Below are 17,709 nucleotides of genomic sequence, written 5' to 3' on the forward strand. Positions count from 1 at the left end.
ATAGTCAGCGGGTAGGCTGCTCTCATGGATGACCTGTCGAAGCGCCCAGACGCGCTGTCCCTGGCCAACTGCCCGGTCTCCCGCACGCTCGACGTGGTCGGCACCCGCTCGTCGCTGCTGATCATCCGCGAGGCCTTCTTCGGAACCCGCCGGTTCCAGGACTTCACCGAGCGGGTGGGCATCGGCGAGGCCGCCACGGCAGCGCGTCTCAAGGACCTGACCGCCTCCGGATTCCTCGAGAAGGTGCCGTACCAGGAGCCCGGTCAGCGCCAGCGCTTCGAGTACCGGCTCACGGACCGGGGCCGGGACTTCTTCGCCGCGATCATGTCCCTGCGCGACTGGGGAGAGACGTGGGTGTCCGAGGGACACCGGGCTCCTTGGCGGTTCATGCACCGGGACTGCGGCGCGGAGGTCCACACGGTGACGCGCTGCTCCGCCGGTCACGACGTGCACGCGGAGGACTGCGTCGCCGTACGGGAACCGAGGCCCGCGGCAGCCGAGCCGTCCTCCTGACGGGGCGGACCGGCCGAGCTCAGGGCCAGGCCGACACGGCGGTGCCCGTCAGGATCACGCACAGGGTCAACTGGACGGTTCCGGTGACCCGGTGACCGATCCTCAGCAGGAGCACACCCGTGACACCGGTGGCCAGCGCGAGAGTGCTCCAGCACCACACCGGCGTCCAGTCCGTCGGCGCCGGCTCTACCGTCCTCCGTCCGGCGCCGCCGTCCCCCTGGCTCAGCCCGTGCATCGCCATCACGATGACCGCCAGACACGCGGCCATCGCGTCCGCCATCAGCACGAGCAGCAGCAGGCAGCCGCCGAGGGCCGCATCGGCCCAACCTGAGGTCTGCGGTTCGGCAGTTGGGGGCATGCCCCCAACTGTCGTACGGAACGCACCCGTCCGAACCGGCCGCGGGCAAGTCGTCGGCCGCGCCTACACCTCGATGTGCGAGCCCATGATGACCGTGCGGTCCTGCGGAAGGCCGAAGTGCTCGGCGGCGTCGGCCGTGATGTAGGAGGTGGCGATGAACAACCGTTTGCGCCAGGGGGCCATCGTCGATGCCTTGCCGCGCTGGAGCTCGATCTTCGACAGGAAGTAGGACGCCTGGTCGAGACGCAACGGCCCTTCGGTCTGGGCCGGATCCACCAACGCCAGCGTGCCGGGGACGTCGGGCGTCTCCATGTATCCGAACCGGGCGGTGACGTGGATGATCCCGTCGTCGCCGTAGCCGAGGCCGTCGACGACGGTCCGCTGGTCGTCCGGGACGCGGGGCACCGGCTCGGTCTCGATGGACAGAATCACGACCTGTTCGTGGCGTACGTGGTTGTGTTCCACGTTGGCGCGCATGGCCAGGGGCGCCGTCTCCTTGCCGCGGTTGAGGAAGACGGCCGTGCCGGGGACCTCGAGCACCGGCCGCTCCCCGCTGCGGAGTTCGTCGACGAACTCGCGCAAGGAGCCTTCGTGGCGCGCTCGTTCCGCGGTGACGATCGCGCGGCCGCGCTGCCAGGTCGTCATGACGGTGAACGCGGTGAGGCCGATCAGCAACGGCAGCCACGCGCCGTGCACGAGCTTGGTCAGATTGGCCGCCACGAACAGCAGGTCGACGGTGAGCAGGAGGGCCGCGCCGGTCGCGATGAGCCAGATAGGAGTGGCCCACTTCGCGCGGGCGACGTAGAAGAACAGCAGGGTGGTGATGGTGATGGTGCCGGTGACCGCCATGCCGAAGGCGAAGGCCAGCGCCGTGGAGCTGCGGAAGGCGAAGACCAGGGTGAGGACCGAGACCATCAGCAGCCAGTTGATCCAGGGGACGTAGATCTGGCCGATGGTGGATTCGGAGGTGTGCGCGATCCGCAGCCTCGGCAGATAGCCGAGCTGGGCCGCCTGCGAGGCGACCGAGTACGCGCCGGTGATCACGGCCTGGGAGGCGATCACCGTGGCCGCCGTGGCGAGCAGGACCATCGGCCACCGACCCCAGTCGGGTACGAGCAGGAAGAACGGGCTGCTGATGTTGTCCGGGTCGTCGAGGATCAGCGCGCCCTGGCCGAAGTAGCTCAGGACGCAGGCGGGGAAGACCAGGAACAGCCAGCCTCGGGTGATGGCGCGGCGGCCGAAGTGCCCCATGTCCGCATAGAGCGCCTCCGCGCCGGTGACCGCGAGCACCACCGCCGCGAGCGCGAAGAAGGCGGTGCCGAAGTGGCCGAAGAAGAAGCCCAGGGCGTAACTCGGCCACAGCGCCCGGAGGATGCCGGGGTGGTCGGCGATGCCGACCACCCCGCACGCGCCGATGACCGTGAACCAGAGGATCATGATCGGCCCGAACACCCGGCCCACCGCCGCGGTTCCGCGGCGCTGCACCAGGAACAGCAGCACGATGATCACCGCGGTGATGGGTACGACCGCACTGCCCAGCGACGGCTCGACGACCTTGAGCCCCTCGACCGCGGACAGCACCGAGATGGCCGGGGTGATCATGCTGTCGCCGAAGAACAGCGACGCGCCGAAGATGCCAAGTCCGGCCAGGACGACGGCGGTTCGCCCGCCGTGCTGTGAACTCCAGCGCCGCAGCAGGGTGATGAGCGCCATGATGCCGCCCTCGCCCTCGTTGTCGGCGCGCATCGCCAGCAGGACGTAGGTGACCGTGACGATGACCGTCACCGACCAGAAGATCAGTGACACCACGCCGTACACGTTCTGCGTGCTGACCGGTACGGGGTGCGGGTCGTCCGGGTTGAAGACGGTCTGGAGGGTGTAGATCGGGCTGGTCCCGATGTCACCGAAGACCACACCGAGAGCACCGATCACCACGGCGAGCCGCACCGTGTCCCGAGCGGTCGCCCGACGCCCCTCCGGCGGCCCCGTCGGTGATGCCTCGTCGACCGCGCCTTCGTCCCCACGATCCGCCATGGTGAACCTCCTCCTCGCGGACCGCGATGTCGCAGGCCCGGTGCGTCGGAGCGGACACTACCGATGCACCGGGGCGATCTCCCGCAGGGGTGCGCCGTTTCGTCGCGAACACGGCCTGGGCGGCTTCTCTGTGCGGTCCGTCAAGACAGGGTCTCGTCGGTCAAGGCAGGACCTCGTCGGCCGACGCAGGACCTCTTCCGTCAGGACAGGTTCTCGTCGGTCAAGGCAGGACCTCTTCCGTCAGGACAGGATCTCGACGTACCCGTCGCTGCCGTGCACGCGGATCCGCTGCCCGTCCCGGATCCGTCGCGTAGCCCCCTCCACGCCCACGACGGCCGGCAGTCCGTACTCCCTGGCGATCACCGCGCCATGGGTCATCAGCCCGCCCACCTCCGTCACCAGGCCCGCGACGGCGACGAACAGCGGCGACCAGCTGGGGTCGGTGAAGGTCGTGACGAGGATGTCGCCCGCTTCGAGATCGGCGTCCGCCATGTCGAGGACGACGCGAGCCCTCCCCTCGATGGTCCCGGCGGACACCGCGAGTCCGACCAGGGCGTCGGCCGGCACGTCGTCGCGCCGGTGCGTGCCGCTGACTGCCACGCCGTCCGAGGTGAGCACCCGTGGCGGGGTGAGCGCGAGGTAGGACCGGAACGCGTCCTTGCGCTGCCGCACGAGCCCGTCGTCCACCTGGTGCGAGCGCACGACATCGCGCAGTTCCTGGAACGTGAGGTAGAAGATGTCCTCCCGCTCGGTCAGCACGCCTGCCTGCACGAGACGTTCGGCCTCTCCCAACAGGGCCCGCTTGTAGACGAAGTAACGGCAGACGATGGCGTACTTCGGGAACTCCCGGTATCCGATGAAGGTGCGGACCCGGTCGATCATCCGCTTGGTCTCGTCGGCCTTCCGGTCCCCGTCCGGGAGGGCCCGCAGGCGGGTCAGAACGTCCCGCTCCCCCTCCCGCGCCTTGCGCAGCCCCTCCTCGAAACGCTGTTCGGCGGCACCCGGTCGGAAGTTCCTGACGTTGTCGAGGATCACCGGTACGAGCGTGCTGGGGCGTTCGCGCCAGCGCGGCCTCGTGATGTCGATCTCGCCGACGCAGCGCATGCCGTACCGGTCGAGGTAGCCCTCGATGGCGTCGCGCGCCTCGGTCCCGCCCGCGAGCTTCGGCAGTTCGTCCAGGAAGTCCTCGCTCTCGACGCCCCGGAGGAACGCCACGACTTCCGGATGCGGGCGGATCGCGTCCGCGACGTCGAGCAGCGCGAGTCCCATCTCAGAGGTGATGTTGTCGGGGGCGGAGAGCGTGAGCGTGTCCGCCGCGTTCTTCTCGCCGAGCCACTCCCCCAGGTTGTCGTTGAGCCACCAGGTGGACTCCATCCCCGCCATGATCGCCTGGATGTTCAGCGGATCACCGAGGACCCTCTTGTGCTCCTCGAAGGCCTCCAGCAGGAAGTCGAACAGCGCCGGTCCGCTCTTGGTGCTGATGTCCCGCTCCAGGGCGGCGATGGAGGTCCGGCTGCGCTCGATCAGTCCGGTGACGACGGCCGGGTCGGTCTCGATCGGGGCTGGTCCACCGCCGGCCGGCGGCCCGCCGGGAACCGCGTCCGGGAGCAACGGCACGAAGTCGTCGCCCTCCAGGACGGTCTCCAGCGCGTCCCTGACCAGCGGATCGCCTCTCTCCATGAGGTCCAGGAGGACGCTGCGGCTCGCGGGCGAGGCCAGGCGCCCGGTGACGTCGACGAAGAGCCTCCCGCCGGCCTCGTGCATCGGCACCATGGCCGTCAGCCGCCACATGGACAGCCCCAGGGGCTTCATGGCGTCGGTCATCATCTGCTGATGCCCGACGGAGACGTAGACGTGATTGCCGTCGTCGCCGGATTCGGGCACGGGGAACAACGTCGTGATCGGCCGGCTCTGCACGATCTGGAAGTCCCCGTCGACCAGGCACCATTCGATGTCCTGCGGGCGTCCGAAGTCCGCTTCGATGCGCCGCCCGAGGGCTACGAGTCGCACGACCTGCTCATCCGTCAGCGCCGGCTGCTCCTGGCGCTCCGCGTCGATCGCCACTTCCCGCGTACCGCCGGCCGGCAGAGCCTGCACGGCACGCTCTTTCGCGGCGATCGCCCTGGCGACGACCTCGCCGTCCCGCACCTTGAAGACGTCCGGGTTCACCAGGCCGGAGACCAGGGCCTCACCCAGGCCGAACCCCGCGTCCACGGTGGCGACCTTCCGGTCACCCGTGACGGGATCGGCCGTGAACAGCACACCGGACGCATCCGGGAACACCATCCGCTGCACGACCACGGCCATGCGGACCGCGCGCTGATCGACACCGTTGCGCAGACGGTAGGCCACGGCCCGCTCGGTGAACAGCGACGCCCAGCACCGGCTGACATGCTGGAGAATCGCCGCCGGCCCCACCACATTCAAATACGTGTCCTGCTGACCGGCGAAGGAGGCCGTCGGCAGGTCCTCCGCCGTGGCGCTGGATCGGACGGCATAGGCGTCCTGCTCCCCGAACCGGCCGAGCGCGCCGGTGATCGCCGCCGTCAGATCGCCCGGAACGGCGATCTCCTCGATGCTCCGACGGATCTGTGCGCTGAGCGCGCCGATCGCCTCCCGGTCGTCCGCGTTCAGGCGCGACAGCTCGTCGAGCAGATCGTCGACCGACGGCGCTTCCGCGACGATCCGCTGATAGGCGTCCGTCGTCACACAGAATCCGGCCGGTACGCGGATGCCGTCGATCCGCGTCAGATCGCCCAGGTGGGCGCCCTTGCCGCCGACGATCGCGAGCTGCGTCTCGTCGACCTCCTGAAGATCCCGCACGTACCGTTCGGTCATCGCGACGCCTCCGAAGCGGCCGTGTTCCGCCGCACTGCCGATCCCGCCCCTGATCCGACGTCACCGCGTCCCTCGGACGTCGCCAACACTCGCACGTCGTGCCCTCATTTCCGCAGGTTGTGGCCTTGGCGGACGATTGTGCGCTGCGACCGGGGCCTTGCCGCAAGCCCCCCACTCCGCTATAACTTGAGACAGGTGAGGAGATCCATCTCCTCGCTTTTGTCATTTCCCGCGCGCCGAACGAGACCTCTTACGGCCGGAACCCGTCGATCGCCAACTCCATGAGGCGCTCGGCCTGGGCGGCACCTTCGGGGTTGTCCGGGGTTCGCCACAGGCAGCTCAGCAGCATGATGACGTCCATGGGGTCGAGGCCGGGTTCGCAGGCGTCGAGGAGGCGGCCGACCGCTGGACGCCCCGCCCCATCGACGACACCATCTCCGACACCGCGGAGAGCCTCCTCGCGCACAGCGTGGCCTCGGGAGAGTGAGAACCCCCGTGACCTGCAACGGAGTTGGCCCCTCCGGGTAGCCGGCGCGGGTGGCGGTTCAGCCGTGCAGGGTCGGACGGTAGATGAGTTCCTGAATGCCGCCTTCGAACGTCCTGTGCTCGATCAGTTCCAGGTCGAAGTCGGCCGCGCCGTGGAAGATCGGAGCCAGCCCGGTCCGGCCGGTGATGACGGGGAAGATCGTCACCTGGAGGCGGTCGACCAGGCCGGCGGCCATCAGCGCCCGGTTCATGGAGAGGCTGCCGTGCGAGCGCAGCGGCACCTCGGACTCCTTCTTGAGCGCGGCGACGACGTCGACGGCGTCACCGTTCGCGACGACCGCGTCCGCCCAGTCGAGGGGCTCCTTGAGCGTGGTCGACACCACCGTGGCCGGCAGGCCCAACATCCGTGTCACCCACGGGTCGTGCACCTCGGACTCCTCGGTGCTCGCGGCCAGCATCTGCACGAACTCCCGGTGCGTGGTGGCCCCGAAGACCATCCGCTGCTCCTCGCGGTACTGGCCGAGGCGGTGGTCGAGGAACTCGGGGCCCTGCTTGCCCCAGTAGCCGGTCCAGTCGCCCTCGGCGGCGCCGAAGCCGTCGAGGCTGGAGAAGACGTCGAAGGTGTACGTGGCGGTCATGATGATCTCCCAAAGACCGAAGCCCGATGTCCGAAGTACCGTCCAAAGCCTGTCGTGGATACAGACCGGCGATCATGTCGAGACTCATCGCTCTTCGAAGCGCCGCTTCGAGGCGCCGCTTCCAGACCGGTCCCGAGAACCGTCTCGGGAGGGGTCCCGAGCCGGGCCGTCTAGAAATGCCAAGCGGAATTCCGCCTTGGAACTGGAGGTCCATGATGAGCACGACCATGCGCCGGCGAGCCACGACGACTGCCGTAACTCTGACCATGACAGGCGCACTGGGCTTCGGCCTGATGACACCGGTGGCATCCGCGGCCGCCCACGGGCCCTGCTACGACGGCCGGTGCAAGATCACCGTGACCGCGCCCAAGACCATCAAGGTCAACAGCCGCAAGTTCGGGTTCGCGAGCCTGAAGATCACGAGCGTCAGCTCCCGCTCCGTGAAGATGTCGGCCACCTCGGGCCGAGTGCACCTGAGCGGCAGCACCAGCCCGGGCGGCACCGTCCAGCTCAACAACCTGAAGGTCTGGGTGAAGTCGGTCTCCGGCCGCAAGGCCAAGCTCCAGCTGTTCCCCACGTCCCGCTGAGCCCACACAGAACAGGGTCTGTCCCGCACACCGTGCGGGACAGACCCTGTGATCGAGCGCCGGGCAGGCCTTGCACCTGCATTTCCCCACGGGAAGTGGGACGTCTTTCCTTGGACCACCGACGCAGCACCGGCCGACCGGAGTTGATGCGGTCAGCTCAAGATCCAGTGTAGCCCATGGATGTGAGCCGAACCGACGCCGGAGGAGATCGCGCGCCTCGGCATCAGGCCGCGAACTGGTGCGCCCCGTACGTCAGATAGCCCGCGTCGCCGCCCTGGTAGTAGGTGGCCTCGTCGACGGGGGCGATCGGGAGACCGCCCCGCAGCCGCTCGACCAGGTCGGGGTTGGCGAGGAAGGCGCGGCCGAAGCTGATGAGATCGGCGCCAAGGCCGAGCCAGTGGTCGGCGTCGTCCCGGCCCGTCTGCTTGGGGCCCATCGGCAGCGTGGGGTTCATGACGAGGGTGCCCGGCCACGACCGCCGCAGGGCAACGAGCAGTTCTTCGTCGGCGGTGGCTTCGAGGTGGACGTAGGCCGGTTCGAGAGGGGCCAGTTCCGTCAGCAGCGCCGTGTAGAGGTCGCGGACCTCCGTCTCCTCGACTCCCCAGAAGGTACCGCCCGGTGAGAGCCGGATGCCGGTCCTGTCGCCGCCGACGGCCTCGACCGTGGCGGCGACGGCCTCGACGGCGAACCTGATCCGGTTGGCGATCGGGCCTCCGTAGCTGTCCGTGCGCAGGTTGGCGTTGGACGAGAGGAACTGCGAGATCAAGTAGCCGTTGGCGCCGTGGAGTTCCACGCCGTCGAAGCCCGCGTCCATGGCCCGGCGGGCGGCTTCGGCGTACGACCGCGCGTGCTCGGGCACTTCGGCGGTGGCCAGTGCGCGTGGCATCGGAGAGGGCTGCGGCCCGGTCGGGGTGAACACGTCGCCGATCGCCGGTACCGCCGAGGGCCCGACCGGCTGGAGACCGGTGGTGTCGGGGTGGGAGACCCGGCCGCCGTGCATGAGTTGGGCGAAGATGCGGCCGCCGTTGGCGTGGACCGCGGCCGTCACCGGGCGCCACGACTGAACCTGCTCGTCGGTGTGCAGTCCCGGTGTGCCCGGGTTGGACTGTCCGATCACGCTCGGCTGCACCCCCTCGCTCACTATCAGCCCGGCCGTGGCCCGCTGGGCGTAGTAGGTCGCCATCGACGGCGTCGCCAGACCACCGGCAGCGGCCCGGACCCGGGTCATCGGGGCCATGACCGTCCGGTTGGGCAGGGTGAGTCCGCCGAGCCGGTAGTTGGTGAAGAGGGTCGTCATGTCAGGGCTCCTTCGCATGGCCGCCGTACCCGTCTCCCGGGTACGACGGCTACGCTAAAACCTCACACCGATGTCAGAGGCAAGCACCTGTGACGCAGGACTCAGTGCGGAACCAGGCAGGCAGAACCCGTCGAACAGAACCAAGCAGGGAGGGCTTCGTGCGGATCGGCGAACTCGCGTCACGCTCCGGGGTCAGCGTCCGGTCCGTGCGCTACTACGAGGAACAGGGGCTGCTCACCAGCACCCGCAGCGCCAGCGGGCAGCGGCACTACTCGGACAACGAGGTCGAGCGGGTCGCCTTCATCCAGGCGCTGTACGCCGCGGGCCTGTCCAGCCGGACGATCGCCGAGTTGCTGCCCTGCGTCGACGCACCCAGCGAGGAGAACTCCGACTCCGCGTTGGAACGGATGGCACTGGAGCGCGAGCGGCTCTCCACGCACATCGCGGACCTCGTGCAGACAAGGGACACGCTCGACAGGCTGATGGCCAGGGCCCGGGCGCACCGCGAGCAGTTGGCGGGCGCGACGACGAAAACAACGGCGGCGGCCGGCTGAAGCGCCCCTGTCACTCCTGCAGGTTCAGCTGCCAGGACACCCCGAAGCGGTCGTTGACCCACCCGAACTTGGCGCTGAAGCCGTACGAGCCCAGGGGCATGAGCTCCGTGCCCTCCGCGGCGAGGGCGGCATAGAGGCGGTCCAGTTCGGCCTCGGAATCGCAGTCCACGAACAGTGACACGGCCGGGGTGAACCCGAAGGCGTGATTGACGTAGCTGTCGATGCACATGAACCGCTGTCCGGCGAGCGCGAACGTGGCGCGCTCGACCGTGCCCTCCTTGCCGGGGCCGTCGGCACCGTAGCGGGAGATGTCGACGATCTCGGCGTCCTCGAACAGCGACATGTAGAAGGTCAGCGCCTCCTCGGCCCTGCCCTCGAACATCAGGAAAGTGGTGATCTTCTGTGGCGTCGAGGTCATCGCGCTGTCCTCCGGGGACTGGTTTCCGTTCCTTGGAGGACAACGCTAGGGCCCGCCTCTGACATCGGCGCGGGACGTCAGCCGGTTGTCGTCAGCCGGTCGTCGCCTCGGAGCGGCGCGGAAGCTTCCAGTTCGGGCGCGGGAAGTGGCAGGTGTAGCCGTTCGGGTAGCGCTCCAGGTAGTCCTGGTGCTCCGGCTCCGCCTCCCAGAAGTCGCCCACCGGCTCGACCTCGGTGACCACCTTGCCGGGCCACAGGCCGCTCGCCTCCACGTCGGCGATCGTGTCCAGCGCGACGCGGTGCTGCTCGGCGTCGGTGTAGTAGATCGCGGAACGGTAGCTGCGGCCGATGTCGTTGCCCTGGCGGTTCTTCGTGCTCGGGTCGTGGATCTGGAAGAAGAACTCCAGAATGTCCCGGTAGCTCGTGGCGGTGGGATCGAAGACGATCTCGATCGCCTCGGCGTGATCACCGTGGTTGCGGTAGGTGGCGTTCGGCGTGTCGCCACCGGTGTATCCGACCCGAGTGGAGACCACGCCCGGCAGCTTGCGGATCAGATCCTGCATGCCCCAGAAACAACCGCCGGCCAGCACGGCTCGTTCGGTTCCCGCTGTCATCAGACACTCCTTCGTGGTCGAACCTTCGTCGACGTTATAACCAGACCGGATGTACGGGTGTTCCCGCGCGCGGAGGTGCCGCACGGCCATGACGACCAGGGTGCCTCCCGCGCGGCCACGACGACGAGAGTGCCTCCCGCCCGATCGACGTCTACCGTGAAACACGGCCGTGTCGCTGCTCTACAGAGCACTCACCCCACCATGGAGTCGTTGATGGTGCTCGCCGTGCTCTTCGCCGTCCTGGGCGCCGTCAGCAATGCGGTGGGGACGGCATTCCAGCGCAAGGCCGCCTCCACGGTGTCGCGGGGCGGCGGCGTGCACCTGCTGCTCGCTCTCGTACGGCGTCCCGCCTGGGCCGTCGGGATCGCCGGAGTGACCGGTGCCGCCCTGTTCCAGGCTCTCGCCCTGGTCAACGGACCGATGGCCCTCGTCCAGCCCCTCTTCATGCTGGAACTGCCCTTCGCCCTGCTCATCGCGGCGCCGCTGCTGCACCGGCGGCTGAGTTCGCAGGGCTGGTGGGCGGTCGGCGGCGTGGTCGCCGGGCTGGCCCTTCTGCTCGCTTCGGCGGCTCCGGCGGGGAACAGGGAGCAGGCGTCCATGCTGCGCTGGATCCCGGTCCTGATCCTCACCCTGGGCGCGATCGTCACCGCGGTGCTGCTCGCACAGTCCTCGACCTCGCCGCTCTTCCGTGCCGCCACCCTGGCGACCGGTGCCGCGATCGGCAACGCGCTGACCGCCGCGCTCATGAAGTCGGCCACGAGCCGTCTCGCCGACTCGGGCCTGCCGGCTTTCCTCACCACCTGGCAGACCTACGGTTTCGCACTCACCGGCATCGCCGCACTCCTGCTCCTGGAGAACTCCCTCCAGGCCGGTCCGCTCGCCGCCTCGCAGCCCGCGCTCACGATCGGCGACGCGGCGGTGAGCCTGCTGCTGGGCGTGGTCCTGTTCGACGAGACGATCCGGACCGGCTGGTGGCTCCTGCCCGAGGCGATCGGCGCGGGCCTGATCCTCTGGGGTGTGGTGCGGCTGACGCGTGTGGTGCCCCACCTCGTCGACATCGTGCGATAAGCCCCGGTCGACCCATCAACACACCCCCAGAGTCCACTACTTGAAGGATTTCTGGTTCCGAGGGGTTGTCGTACAGGCGAAGTCATCAGTTAAATCAAGTCTTGAACTAAGCCATGGACCGCTTTTATCCAGCCTTCGACCGACATGGCACCGCGTCGGCCGGTGGGCGGTCCTTCACCTCATTTCCAGAGGCACCTCACCCGTAGAGGAACATGGCATGAGACTCAGATCCTTGGGTGTCGCGCTCGCCGCCACGGCAGCGTTGATCACCCTGCCCACGATCCAGTCGCCGACGGCCTCGGCCGCCGACACCAACCTCTCCCAGGGCAGGACGGCAACGTCCTCCTCGACCGAGAACGCCGGTACGCCCGCCGCCTCCGCGGTCGACGGCGACACCGGGACGCGGTGGTCGTCCGCGGCGACCGACGACCAGTGGCTCCAGGTCGATCTCGGCACCTCCGCGACGATCAGCCAGGTCGTCGTCAACTGGGAGACGGCCTACGGCAAGGACTACAAGGTCCAGGCCTCGTCCGACGGCAGCACCTGGACCGACCTGCAGTCCGTCACCGGTGGGGACGGCGGCCTCGACACGCTCGCCGTCTCCGGTCAGGGCCGGTACGTGCGGTTGCAGGGTGTGCACCGGGCGACCCAATGGGGCTACTCCGTCTGGGAGTTCCAGGTCTTCGGCACCACCGGCACCACCCAGCCCGGCACCTGCTCGACCGCCAACTCGGCCCAGGGCAAAGCCGCTTCCGCCTCCTCGACGGAGAACGCCGGCACCCCGGCGTCCGCCGCGTTCGACGGCAACGACGGCACCCGCTGGTCCAGCCAGGCCTCCGACCCGCAGTGGCTGCGCGTGGACCTGGGCTCCGTCCAGGACCTCTGCAAGGTCGACCTGAACTGGGAAGCCGCCTACGCCAGGGACTTCCAGATCCAGGCCTCCACCGACGGGCAGAACTGGAACACGCTCAAGACCGTGACCGGCGCGACCGGCGGACGGGCCTCCTACGACGTCAGCGGTTCGGGACAGTACGTCCGGGTCCTGGGCACCGCGCGGGCGACCGGCTACGGCTACTCGCTCTGGGAGTTCGCCGTCCACACCGGATCCGGTGGCACTCCCCCGGTCGAGGGCGGCGGTGACCTGGGCCCGAACGTGATCGTCGTGGACCCCTCCACCCCCAACCTCCAGGCCAAGTTCGACCAGGTCTTCGCGCAGCAGGAGTCGGCGCAGTTCGGTTCCGGGCGCTACCAGTTCCTCCTCAAGCCGGGCACCTACAACGGCATCAACGCCCAACTCGGCTTCTACACCTCGATCTCCGGGCTCGGGCTCAACCCCGACGACACCCAGATCAACGGCGACATCACCGTGGACGCGGGCTGGTTCAACGGCAACGCGACGCAGAACTTCTGGCGTTCGGCGGAGAACCTCGCAATCACGCCGTCCAACGGCACCGACCGCTGGGCCGTCGCGCAGGCCGCGCCGTTCCGCCGTATCCACGTCAAGGGCGGGCTCAACCTCGCGCCCAACGGCTACGGTTGGGCCTCCGGCGGATACATCGCCGACTCGAAGATCGACGGTACGGTCGGTCCGTACTCGCAGCAGCAGTGGTACACGCGCGACAGTTCGGTCGGCGGCTGGACCAACGGCGTGTGGAACATGACGTTCACGGGTGTCGAGGGCGCCCCTGCCACCAACTTCGACACCGGCCCGTACACCACGCTGGACACCACGCCGACCTCCCGCGAGAAGCCGTTCCTCTACCTCGACGGCAACGACTACAAGGTCTTCGTGCCCGGCAAGCGCACCAACGCGCGCGGGGTGTCCTGGCCCGCCAACGCCGGCGGGACCTCGCTGCCACTCAGCCAGTTCTACGTCGTCAAGCCCGGCGCGACGGCCGCCACCATCAACACCGCGCTCGCCCAGGGCCTGAACCTGCTGTTCACGCCCGGCGTCTACCACCTGGACCAGACGATCAACGTCACGCGGGCCAACACCGTGGTGCTCGGGCTCGGCCTGGCCACGATCGTGCCCGACGGGGGCGTCGACGCCATGCACGTGGCGGACGTCGACGGTGTCCGGCTCGCCGGATTCCTCATCGACGCCGGTGCCGCCAACTCCGACACGCTGCTGCAGATCGGCCCCGCCGGCGCCGGTGCGGACCACTCGGCGAACCCGACCACCATGCAGGACGTGTTCGTCCGGATCGGCGGTGCCGGTCCCGGACTGGCCACCAACTCCGTGGTCGTCAACAGCGACGACGTCGTCATCGACCACACCTGGATCTGGCGCGCCGACCACGGCGACGGCGTCGGCTGGGACACCAACCGGGCCGACTACGGCCTCAAGGTCAACGGCGACGACGTATTGGCAACCGGCCTGTTCGTGGAGCACTTCAACAAGTACGACGTGCTCTGGAGCGGCGAGCGCGGCCGCACGATCTTCTTCCAGAACGAGAAGGCCTACGACGCGCCGAACTCCGCCGCCATCACCCACGACGGCATCGTCGGCTACGCGGCCTACAAGGTCGCCGACACGGTGAACGTGCACGAGGCCTGGGGTCTGGGCAGCTACTGCAACTACACGTCCGACCCGTCGATCGTGCAGCACCACGGCTTCCAGGTGCCCGTCAAGACCGGGATCAAGCTGCACGACATCCTGGTCATCTCCCTTGGCGGGAAGGGCCAGTACGCGCACGTCGTGAACGACACCGGGGCGCCGACCTCGGGCACGGACACCGTCCCCTCGAAGATCACGCAGTTCCCGTGATCCGGGGAGTGTGATCCGGGACGTGTGATCCGCCGAGCCGGATCCGATCTGCTGCGGGCCGTCAGCCTCCCCTTTCGGCCCGCAGCAGCGGCAGGTGTCAGAACGCGGACAGCGTCAGGGTGAAACCCGTCGGGGCGGTGTCCTGGATGTAGGAGGCGAAGTCCGCCACGTCGTCGAAGGCGAACCCGTAGGCCTTGCCGTCCTCGGTGGCCGCGTGGATCGCCTTCGCGTAGTGGTTGGTCAGGTCGCCCTGGTAGAAGGCGGCGGGGTCGGTGGTGGGTTGGTCGCTGCTGCTGAGCAGCGTCGACCGGTTGAAGCCCGCCCCCAGGACCGCGGCGACCGGTCCGGTGGTGCCGTCGTTGGGTGCGGCGAGATTGCCGTCGCAGAAGAGGACGTCACGGGTGGTGGGCCTGGCGAAGGACACCGAGGCCGGGCCGTCGAAGGTGAGGCGGTCGCCGCGCACCCGGCCGGTGAACGTACCCGCGTTGGTGGTGACCTTGAGATCCTTGCCCGTGTACGTGCTCCACACCTCGTCGATGTAGGGCGCGAAGTAGTCCTTGGCGAAGATGCCGGCGTCCAGGCCGTGCCCGGGAGCGATGATGCGGGTGTCGTCGACGATCAGCGGAGCGAACTCCTCGATCTGCTTGACCGCGGCGAAGGCGGCGGCCCGGCCGCCCGCGCGCAGGGTGCCTGTCGTCTGGTCCTTGTCGCCGGTGAGCCGGATGCTCATCGGCACACTGAACATGTCGACCATGGTGGTGTTGCAGAACATGCCGTCGGCGTTGTGCGTGAACTCCGCACAGTCGTGCAGCACTTGGTAGTTGGGGTCCGACTCGACCCACCCTGCCGGGTACTGGAGGGCCGCGGCGCCGTTGCCGTCGGTCACGGCCTTGAACTTGAGCTTCTGGCCCAGTGCCACATAGATGCGGCCCGACATGTACGGCAGGGACAGCGTGGTGCTGCCGCTGCCCGCGAGCGGGATCGCGTAGTCGGTGAATCCGTCGGCGCCGTTGTCGGAGACCGCGATGGGGACGGCCTCACCCTCGGGAGTGAGCCTGACCTGCCGGCCGCCCAGGTTGCCCACGACGTACAGGTGCACGGAGGCGTTGTCGAACGAGCCGCTGTTGTTGACGACGGTCACGGGCAGCGGTCCCGCTGCCGCTGCGGCCTCGCCCGCCGCCTGGTCGGCGAACGCGTGCGGAGCGATGGCGGCGATGGCAGGAGCGGCCACGGCCGCGCCTCCGAGGGCGAACATCATCTTGCGTCGGGTCAGGTTGCGCTGGTGACGGGGTGTCATGGCGGGAACTCACCTTGTCTGTGGGGGGCGTTCAGGCCGAGCCGTGACGGCGCACCGCCCGCGTGTGTTCGCACCGCGACCTAAGAGCGCTCTCAACCGCACGCCGTGCGCCGTCGACGGGGCCCGACGATACGCACGATCGTTGCTCCCGCCAACCGGATCGCGAAGGCACCAAACTCCGCTGACCTGCGGCTACTTGAGGAGCGGGCGGAAGTCCACGAACGCATAAGGCCCGTTTAACGCGCGCTTAAGAACCCAGCACGGAAGTGAACGGGCCTCACCGTGTTCGTGGTTACGGATCCGCCGGTCCGGCGTCCATCGGGCGCCGGGCCGGCGATCGGCGAGGGTGACGGAGGTCAGATCCAGCCCCGGCGGGCCGCCTCCGCACCGGCCTGGAAGCGGCTGCGGGCGTTCATCCTCGCGGCCAGGGCGGCGTTCATCCGGCGGACCGTGCGCAGCGAGATGCCCAGCAGGCGGGCGGCCGTCGCATCGGTGTGCCCCTTGGCCTGCAGGGCGAGGAGTTCGTCCTCCTGCGGGGTCAGGCCGTTGGTGTCGCGAGGGGGTTCGGGGCCGACCGGTGTGGCCGATGCCCACAGGCTCTCGAAGAGGGACCGGGCCACCGCGACCGCGCCCTCGCTGCGCAGTTCCAGGGCGCCGGCCCGGCCGTCGTCGGGGTCGAGGGGGACGACGGCGACCTCGCTGTCGACGACGGCCATGGCGATCGGCAGGACGGGCAACGTACGGCTCTGGGCGCCCAGTTCACCCAGCATGTCGACGTGGCGCAGGGCGGTGGGCTCGTTGCGGAAACTGTCCTGGTAGATGCTGCGGACGCGGACCCCTCGCTCCAGGGCCTGGCGGCCGAGGCGCCGGCCGGTGGCAAGGATGTCCGGCGCCCGCGAGGCGGCCGGCAGCACGGACAGGCACTCGACGCGCGCCAACTCGGTGAGTTCGACAAGGCGTTCACGAACCGCCTCAGGGCCCTCCAGGCGTCTGATGACGTCGAACCGGCGGCCCTTCTTGTGGCCCTTCTCCTGGGTGTTGCCCACGGCGAGCGTGGAGACGATCTCGCGTGCCACCTCCAACTGCCTTTGTTCCTTGACCAGTTCGGCCTCCCGGTGCGAGAGGAAGTACGGCAGGCCGACCGCCGGATCGACGGCGTGGAAGGCCGGATCCGCCTGTTCGGAGTCCGTGTCGTCGTGGCTGTCGAGCAGGCAGAGCTCGGCCAATCGGTCCAGCGCGGCCCGTACTTGCTGTTCGTCCTGGCCGAGGCGGGTGATGATCTCGTTCAGTCTCAGCCCCGGCTCCTCCAGAACCAGCCGGAAGACAAGTTCCGTCCGCGCATCAAGTCCCAGCACCTGTAACATTTCCGGCTCCCCCGCCATCGTCCACCGTTGCGTGCCGGGGCAGGGCCCCGGGCGATGCCAGGCGTGAGTGTATGGCGACACCCAGTTACAGGTCTAGACCAGAATGCTCCGTGCCCTGAGGGCCTTTTCGGCCTGCCGGAGCAGAGATCAGCAGGTCGTCGCGGTGTTCGACGTATCGAACCACGCTTACGGCGACGCTGGCCACAAGGGGACTGTCCGCCCCCTGCCACCGCGCCGCCGACCTCGGTGGGAACGGCCTGTCGGCGGTGATCGCGCGTGGCAGTCCGCTGCCTCGCACCTTGCGGCCACCGGGAACCGTAGCGGCGCGGCAGTCCGTACCCGCAGGCTCGTGGACAGCCGGGGGCCCGCACGTCCCTTGCGCTTGCCGTCCGTTCCCCCGCCTCTCGTACGAGGAGATCCCCATGCGCAGGTTCTGTCGCCCGGCCTTCCGCCCTTGCCGGACGGGCGCGTCGGCCGTGACTGCGTCGGCCGCGCCGGGCGGCCGCCCGGACGGGCTCTCACGGGCGTGACCCGGATACAGGGAAACCGAATCCGTGCGCCTCGTGACCGCGCTGCTCGTTCCGCTCGTCCCACCGCAGCCGGATGCCTGGCCTCCCGAGGAAGTCGTCCTGTGGCTGGGGTCGGCGTGCCACGACAGTCGTCTGCCGGCTCCGCGCCCCGCGCATCTGCACGCCGTGGTGTGCCGGCGGCGCGCGGTGCACGCCGCGCTCTTCATCGAGAGCCTCGATCCCCTGCATGCCGAACTGGCGGCTCTCGACTTCCTCCTCGCCTCTCTCACCACCGGGCCCGGACCGCGGGGCTGGTGTCTCTCGGCCCTCGGGCTGCCGGATCTGCGCTCACTGCCCCGACGGAAAGG

The 17,709-nt window shown here is 69.0% G+C and carries 15 protein-coding genes; 5 read left to right on the forward strand and 10 right to left on the reverse strand.

Annotated elements, in window-relative coordinates; translation table 11 throughout:
• The first annotated feature begins 24 nt into the window (after positions 1–24).
• On the forward strand, positions 25–513 hold the full coding sequence (locus tag ACWD5F_RS01005; RefSeq protein ID WP_451249814.1) for a winged helix-turn-helix transcriptional regulator: 489 nt from the start codon (positions 25–27) through the stop codon (positions 511–513).
• Between the two features lie 19 nt (positions 514–532).
• On the opposite strand, the gene ACWD5F_RS01010 is transcribed toward ACWD5F_RS01005, so the two are convergent.
• The 5 genes from ACWD5F_RS01010 to ACWD5F_RS01030 all read right to left on the reverse strand — a co-directional run bounded on the left by ACWD5F_RS01010 (position 533) and on the right by ACWD5F_RS01030 (position 6,867).
• Positions 533–871 (reverse strand): inner-membrane translocator, encoded by a 339-nt coding sequence (locus ACWD5F_RS01010; RefSeq protein ID WP_451249816.1) that lies wholly within the window; start codon positions 869–871, stop codon positions 533–535.
• A gap of 63 nt (positions 872–934) precedes the next feature.
• Entirely contained in the window at positions 935–2,905 is a 1,971-nt protein-coding gene (locus ACWD5F_RS01015; RefSeq protein ID WP_451249818.1) for a potassium transporter Kup, read from the reverse strand.
• Between the two features lie 240 nt (positions 2,906–3,145).
• Positions 3,146–5,743: a rifamycin-inactivating phosphotransferase gene (gene rph / locus ACWD5F_RS01020; protein ID WP_451249820.1), complete on the reverse strand. Its 2,598-nt coding sequence runs from the start codon at positions 5,741–5,743 to the stop codon at positions 3,146–3,148.
• 250 nt (positions 5,744–5,993) lie between these two features.
• On the reverse strand, positions 5,994–6,209 hold the full coding sequence (locus tag ACWD5F_RS01025; RefSeq protein ID WP_451249822.1) for a hypothetical protein: 216 nt from the start codon (positions 6,207–6,209) through the stop codon (positions 5,994–5,996).
• Positions 6,210–6,288: 79 nt separating this feature from the next.
• On the reverse strand, positions 6,289–6,867 hold the full coding sequence (locus ACWD5F_RS01030; RefSeq protein WP_451249824.1) for a dihydrofolate reductase family protein: 579 nt from the start codon (positions 6,865–6,867) through the stop codon (positions 6,289–6,291).
• 266 nt (positions 6,868–7,133) lie between these two features.
• On the opposite strand from ACWD5F_RS01030, the gene ACWD5F_RS01035 reads away from it, so the two are divergent.
• Complete coding sequence (locus tag ACWD5F_RS01035; protein ID WP_401723966.1) at positions 7,134–7,454, forward strand: hypothetical protein; 321 nt, start codon at positions 7,134–7,136, stop codon at positions 7,452–7,454.
• A gap of 223 nt (positions 7,455–7,677) precedes the next feature.
• On the opposite strand, the gene ACWD5F_RS01040 is transcribed toward ACWD5F_RS01035, so the two are convergent.
• The gene (locus ACWD5F_RS01040) at positions 7,678–8,751 is read right to left on the reverse strand and encodes an alkene reductase (protein ID WP_451249826.1); all 1,074 of its coding nucleotides are present in this window, start codon (positions 8,749–8,751) and stop codon (positions 7,678–7,680) included.
• A 158-nt stretch (positions 8,752–8,909) separates the two neighbouring features.
• Between ACWD5F_RS01040 and ACWD5F_RS01045 the strand changes: the two genes are divergently transcribed.
• Positions 8,910–9,305, forward strand: a complete 396-nt coding sequence (locus ACWD5F_RS01045) for a MerR family transcriptional regulator (RefSeq protein ID WP_401723971.1) — start codon at positions 8,910–8,912, stop codon at positions 9,303–9,305.
• A gap of 10 nt (positions 9,306–9,315) precedes the next feature.
• On the opposite strand, the gene ACWD5F_RS01050 is transcribed toward ACWD5F_RS01045, so the two are convergent.
• On the reverse strand, positions 9,316–9,723 hold the full coding sequence (locus ACWD5F_RS01050) for a VOC family protein (protein ID WP_451249829.1): 408 nt from the start codon (positions 9,721–9,723) through the stop codon (positions 9,316–9,318).
• 91 nt (positions 9,724–9,814) lie between these two features.
• A complete protein-coding gene (gene msrA / locus ACWD5F_RS01055; RefSeq protein WP_451249831.1) occupies positions 9,815–10,336 on the reverse strand; it encodes a peptide-methionine (S)-S-oxide reductase MsrA in 522 nt (173 codons plus the stop codon).
• A gap of 210 nt (positions 10,337–10,546) precedes the next feature.
• Here msrA and ACWD5F_RS01060 point away from each other — a divergent pair, with 210 nt between their 5' ends.
• Entirely contained in the window at positions 10,547–11,404 is an 858-nt protein-coding gene (locus ACWD5F_RS01060) for a DMT family transporter (RefSeq protein ID WP_451251004.1), read from the forward strand.
• 217 nt (positions 11,405–11,621) lie between these two features.
• Positions 11,622–14,171, forward strand: coding sequence for a discoidin domain-containing protein (locus ACWD5F_RS01065; RefSeq protein WP_451249833.1), 2,550 nt, complete (start codon positions 11,622–11,624; stop codon positions 14,169–14,171).
• A gap of 97 nt (positions 14,172–14,268) precedes the next feature.
• Here ACWD5F_RS01065 and ACWD5F_RS01070 read toward each other — a convergent pair whose 3' ends face one another.
• Complete coding sequence (locus tag ACWD5F_RS01070; protein ID WP_451249835.1) at positions 14,269–15,468, reverse strand: beta-1,3-glucanase family protein; 1,200 nt, start codon at positions 15,466–15,468, stop codon at positions 14,269–14,271.
• A gap of 356 nt (positions 15,469–15,824) precedes the next feature.
• Positions 15,825–16,832, reverse strand: coding sequence for a helix-turn-helix transcriptional regulator (locus tag ACWD5F_RS01075; RefSeq protein WP_451249837.1), 1,008 nt, complete (start codon positions 16,830–16,832; stop codon positions 15,825–15,827).
• Between the last annotated feature and the right edge of the window lie 877 nt (positions 16,833–17,709).

This window comes from Streptomyces sp. NPDC002499 (assembly GCF_053595415.1).

Excerpts from the sequence above, each read along its gene's own strand:
- ACWD5F_RS01070 (WP_451249835.1), bottom strand. The coding sequence starts at position 15,468 with ATGACACCCCGTCACCAGCGCAACCTGACCCGACGCAAGATGATGTTC.
- ACWD5F_RS01075 (WP_451249837.1), bottom strand. The coding sequence starts at position 16,832 with ATGTTACAGGTGCTGGGACTTGATGCGCGGACGGAACTTGTCTTCCGG.
- ACWD5F_RS01030 (WP_451249824.1), bottom strand. The coding sequence starts at position 6,867 with ATGACCGCCACGTACACCTTCGACGTCTTCTCCAGCCTCGACGGCTTC.
- ACWD5F_RS01050 (WP_451249829.1), bottom strand. The coding sequence starts at position 9,723 with ATGACCTCGACGCCACAGAAGATCACCACTTTCCTGATGTTCGAGGGC.
- ACWD5F_RS01035 (WP_401723966.1), top strand. The coding sequence starts at position 7,134 with ATGACAGGCGCACTGGGCTTCGGCCTGATGACACCGGTGGCATCCGCG.
- ACWD5F_RS01010 (WP_451249816.1), bottom strand. The coding sequence starts at position 871 with ATGCCCCCAACTGCCGAACCGCAGACCTCAGGTTGGGCCGATGCGGCC.
- rph (WP_451249820.1), bottom strand. The coding sequence starts at position 5,743 with ATGACCGAACGGTACGTGCGGGATCTTCAGGAGGTCGACGAGACGCAG.
- msrA (WP_451249831.1), bottom strand. The coding sequence starts at position 10,336 with ATGACAGCGGGAACCGAACGAGCCGTGCTGGCCGGCGGTTGTTTCTGG.
- ACWD5F_RS01065 (WP_451249833.1), top strand. The coding sequence starts at position 11,622 with ATGAGACTCAGATCCTTGGGTGTCGCGCTCGCCGCCACGGCAGCGTTG.
- ACWD5F_RS01040 (WP_451249826.1), bottom strand. The coding sequence starts at position 8,751 with ATGACGACCCTCTTCACCAACTACCGGCTCGGCGGACTCACCCTGCCC.
- ACWD5F_RS01015 (WP_451249818.1), bottom strand. The coding sequence starts at position 2,905 with ATGGCGGATCGTGGGGACGAAGGCGCGGTCGACGAGGCATCACCGACG.
- ACWD5F_RS01005 (WP_451249814.1), top strand. The coding sequence starts at position 25 with ATGGATGACCTGTCGAAGCGCCCAGACGCGCTGTCCCTGGCCAACTGC.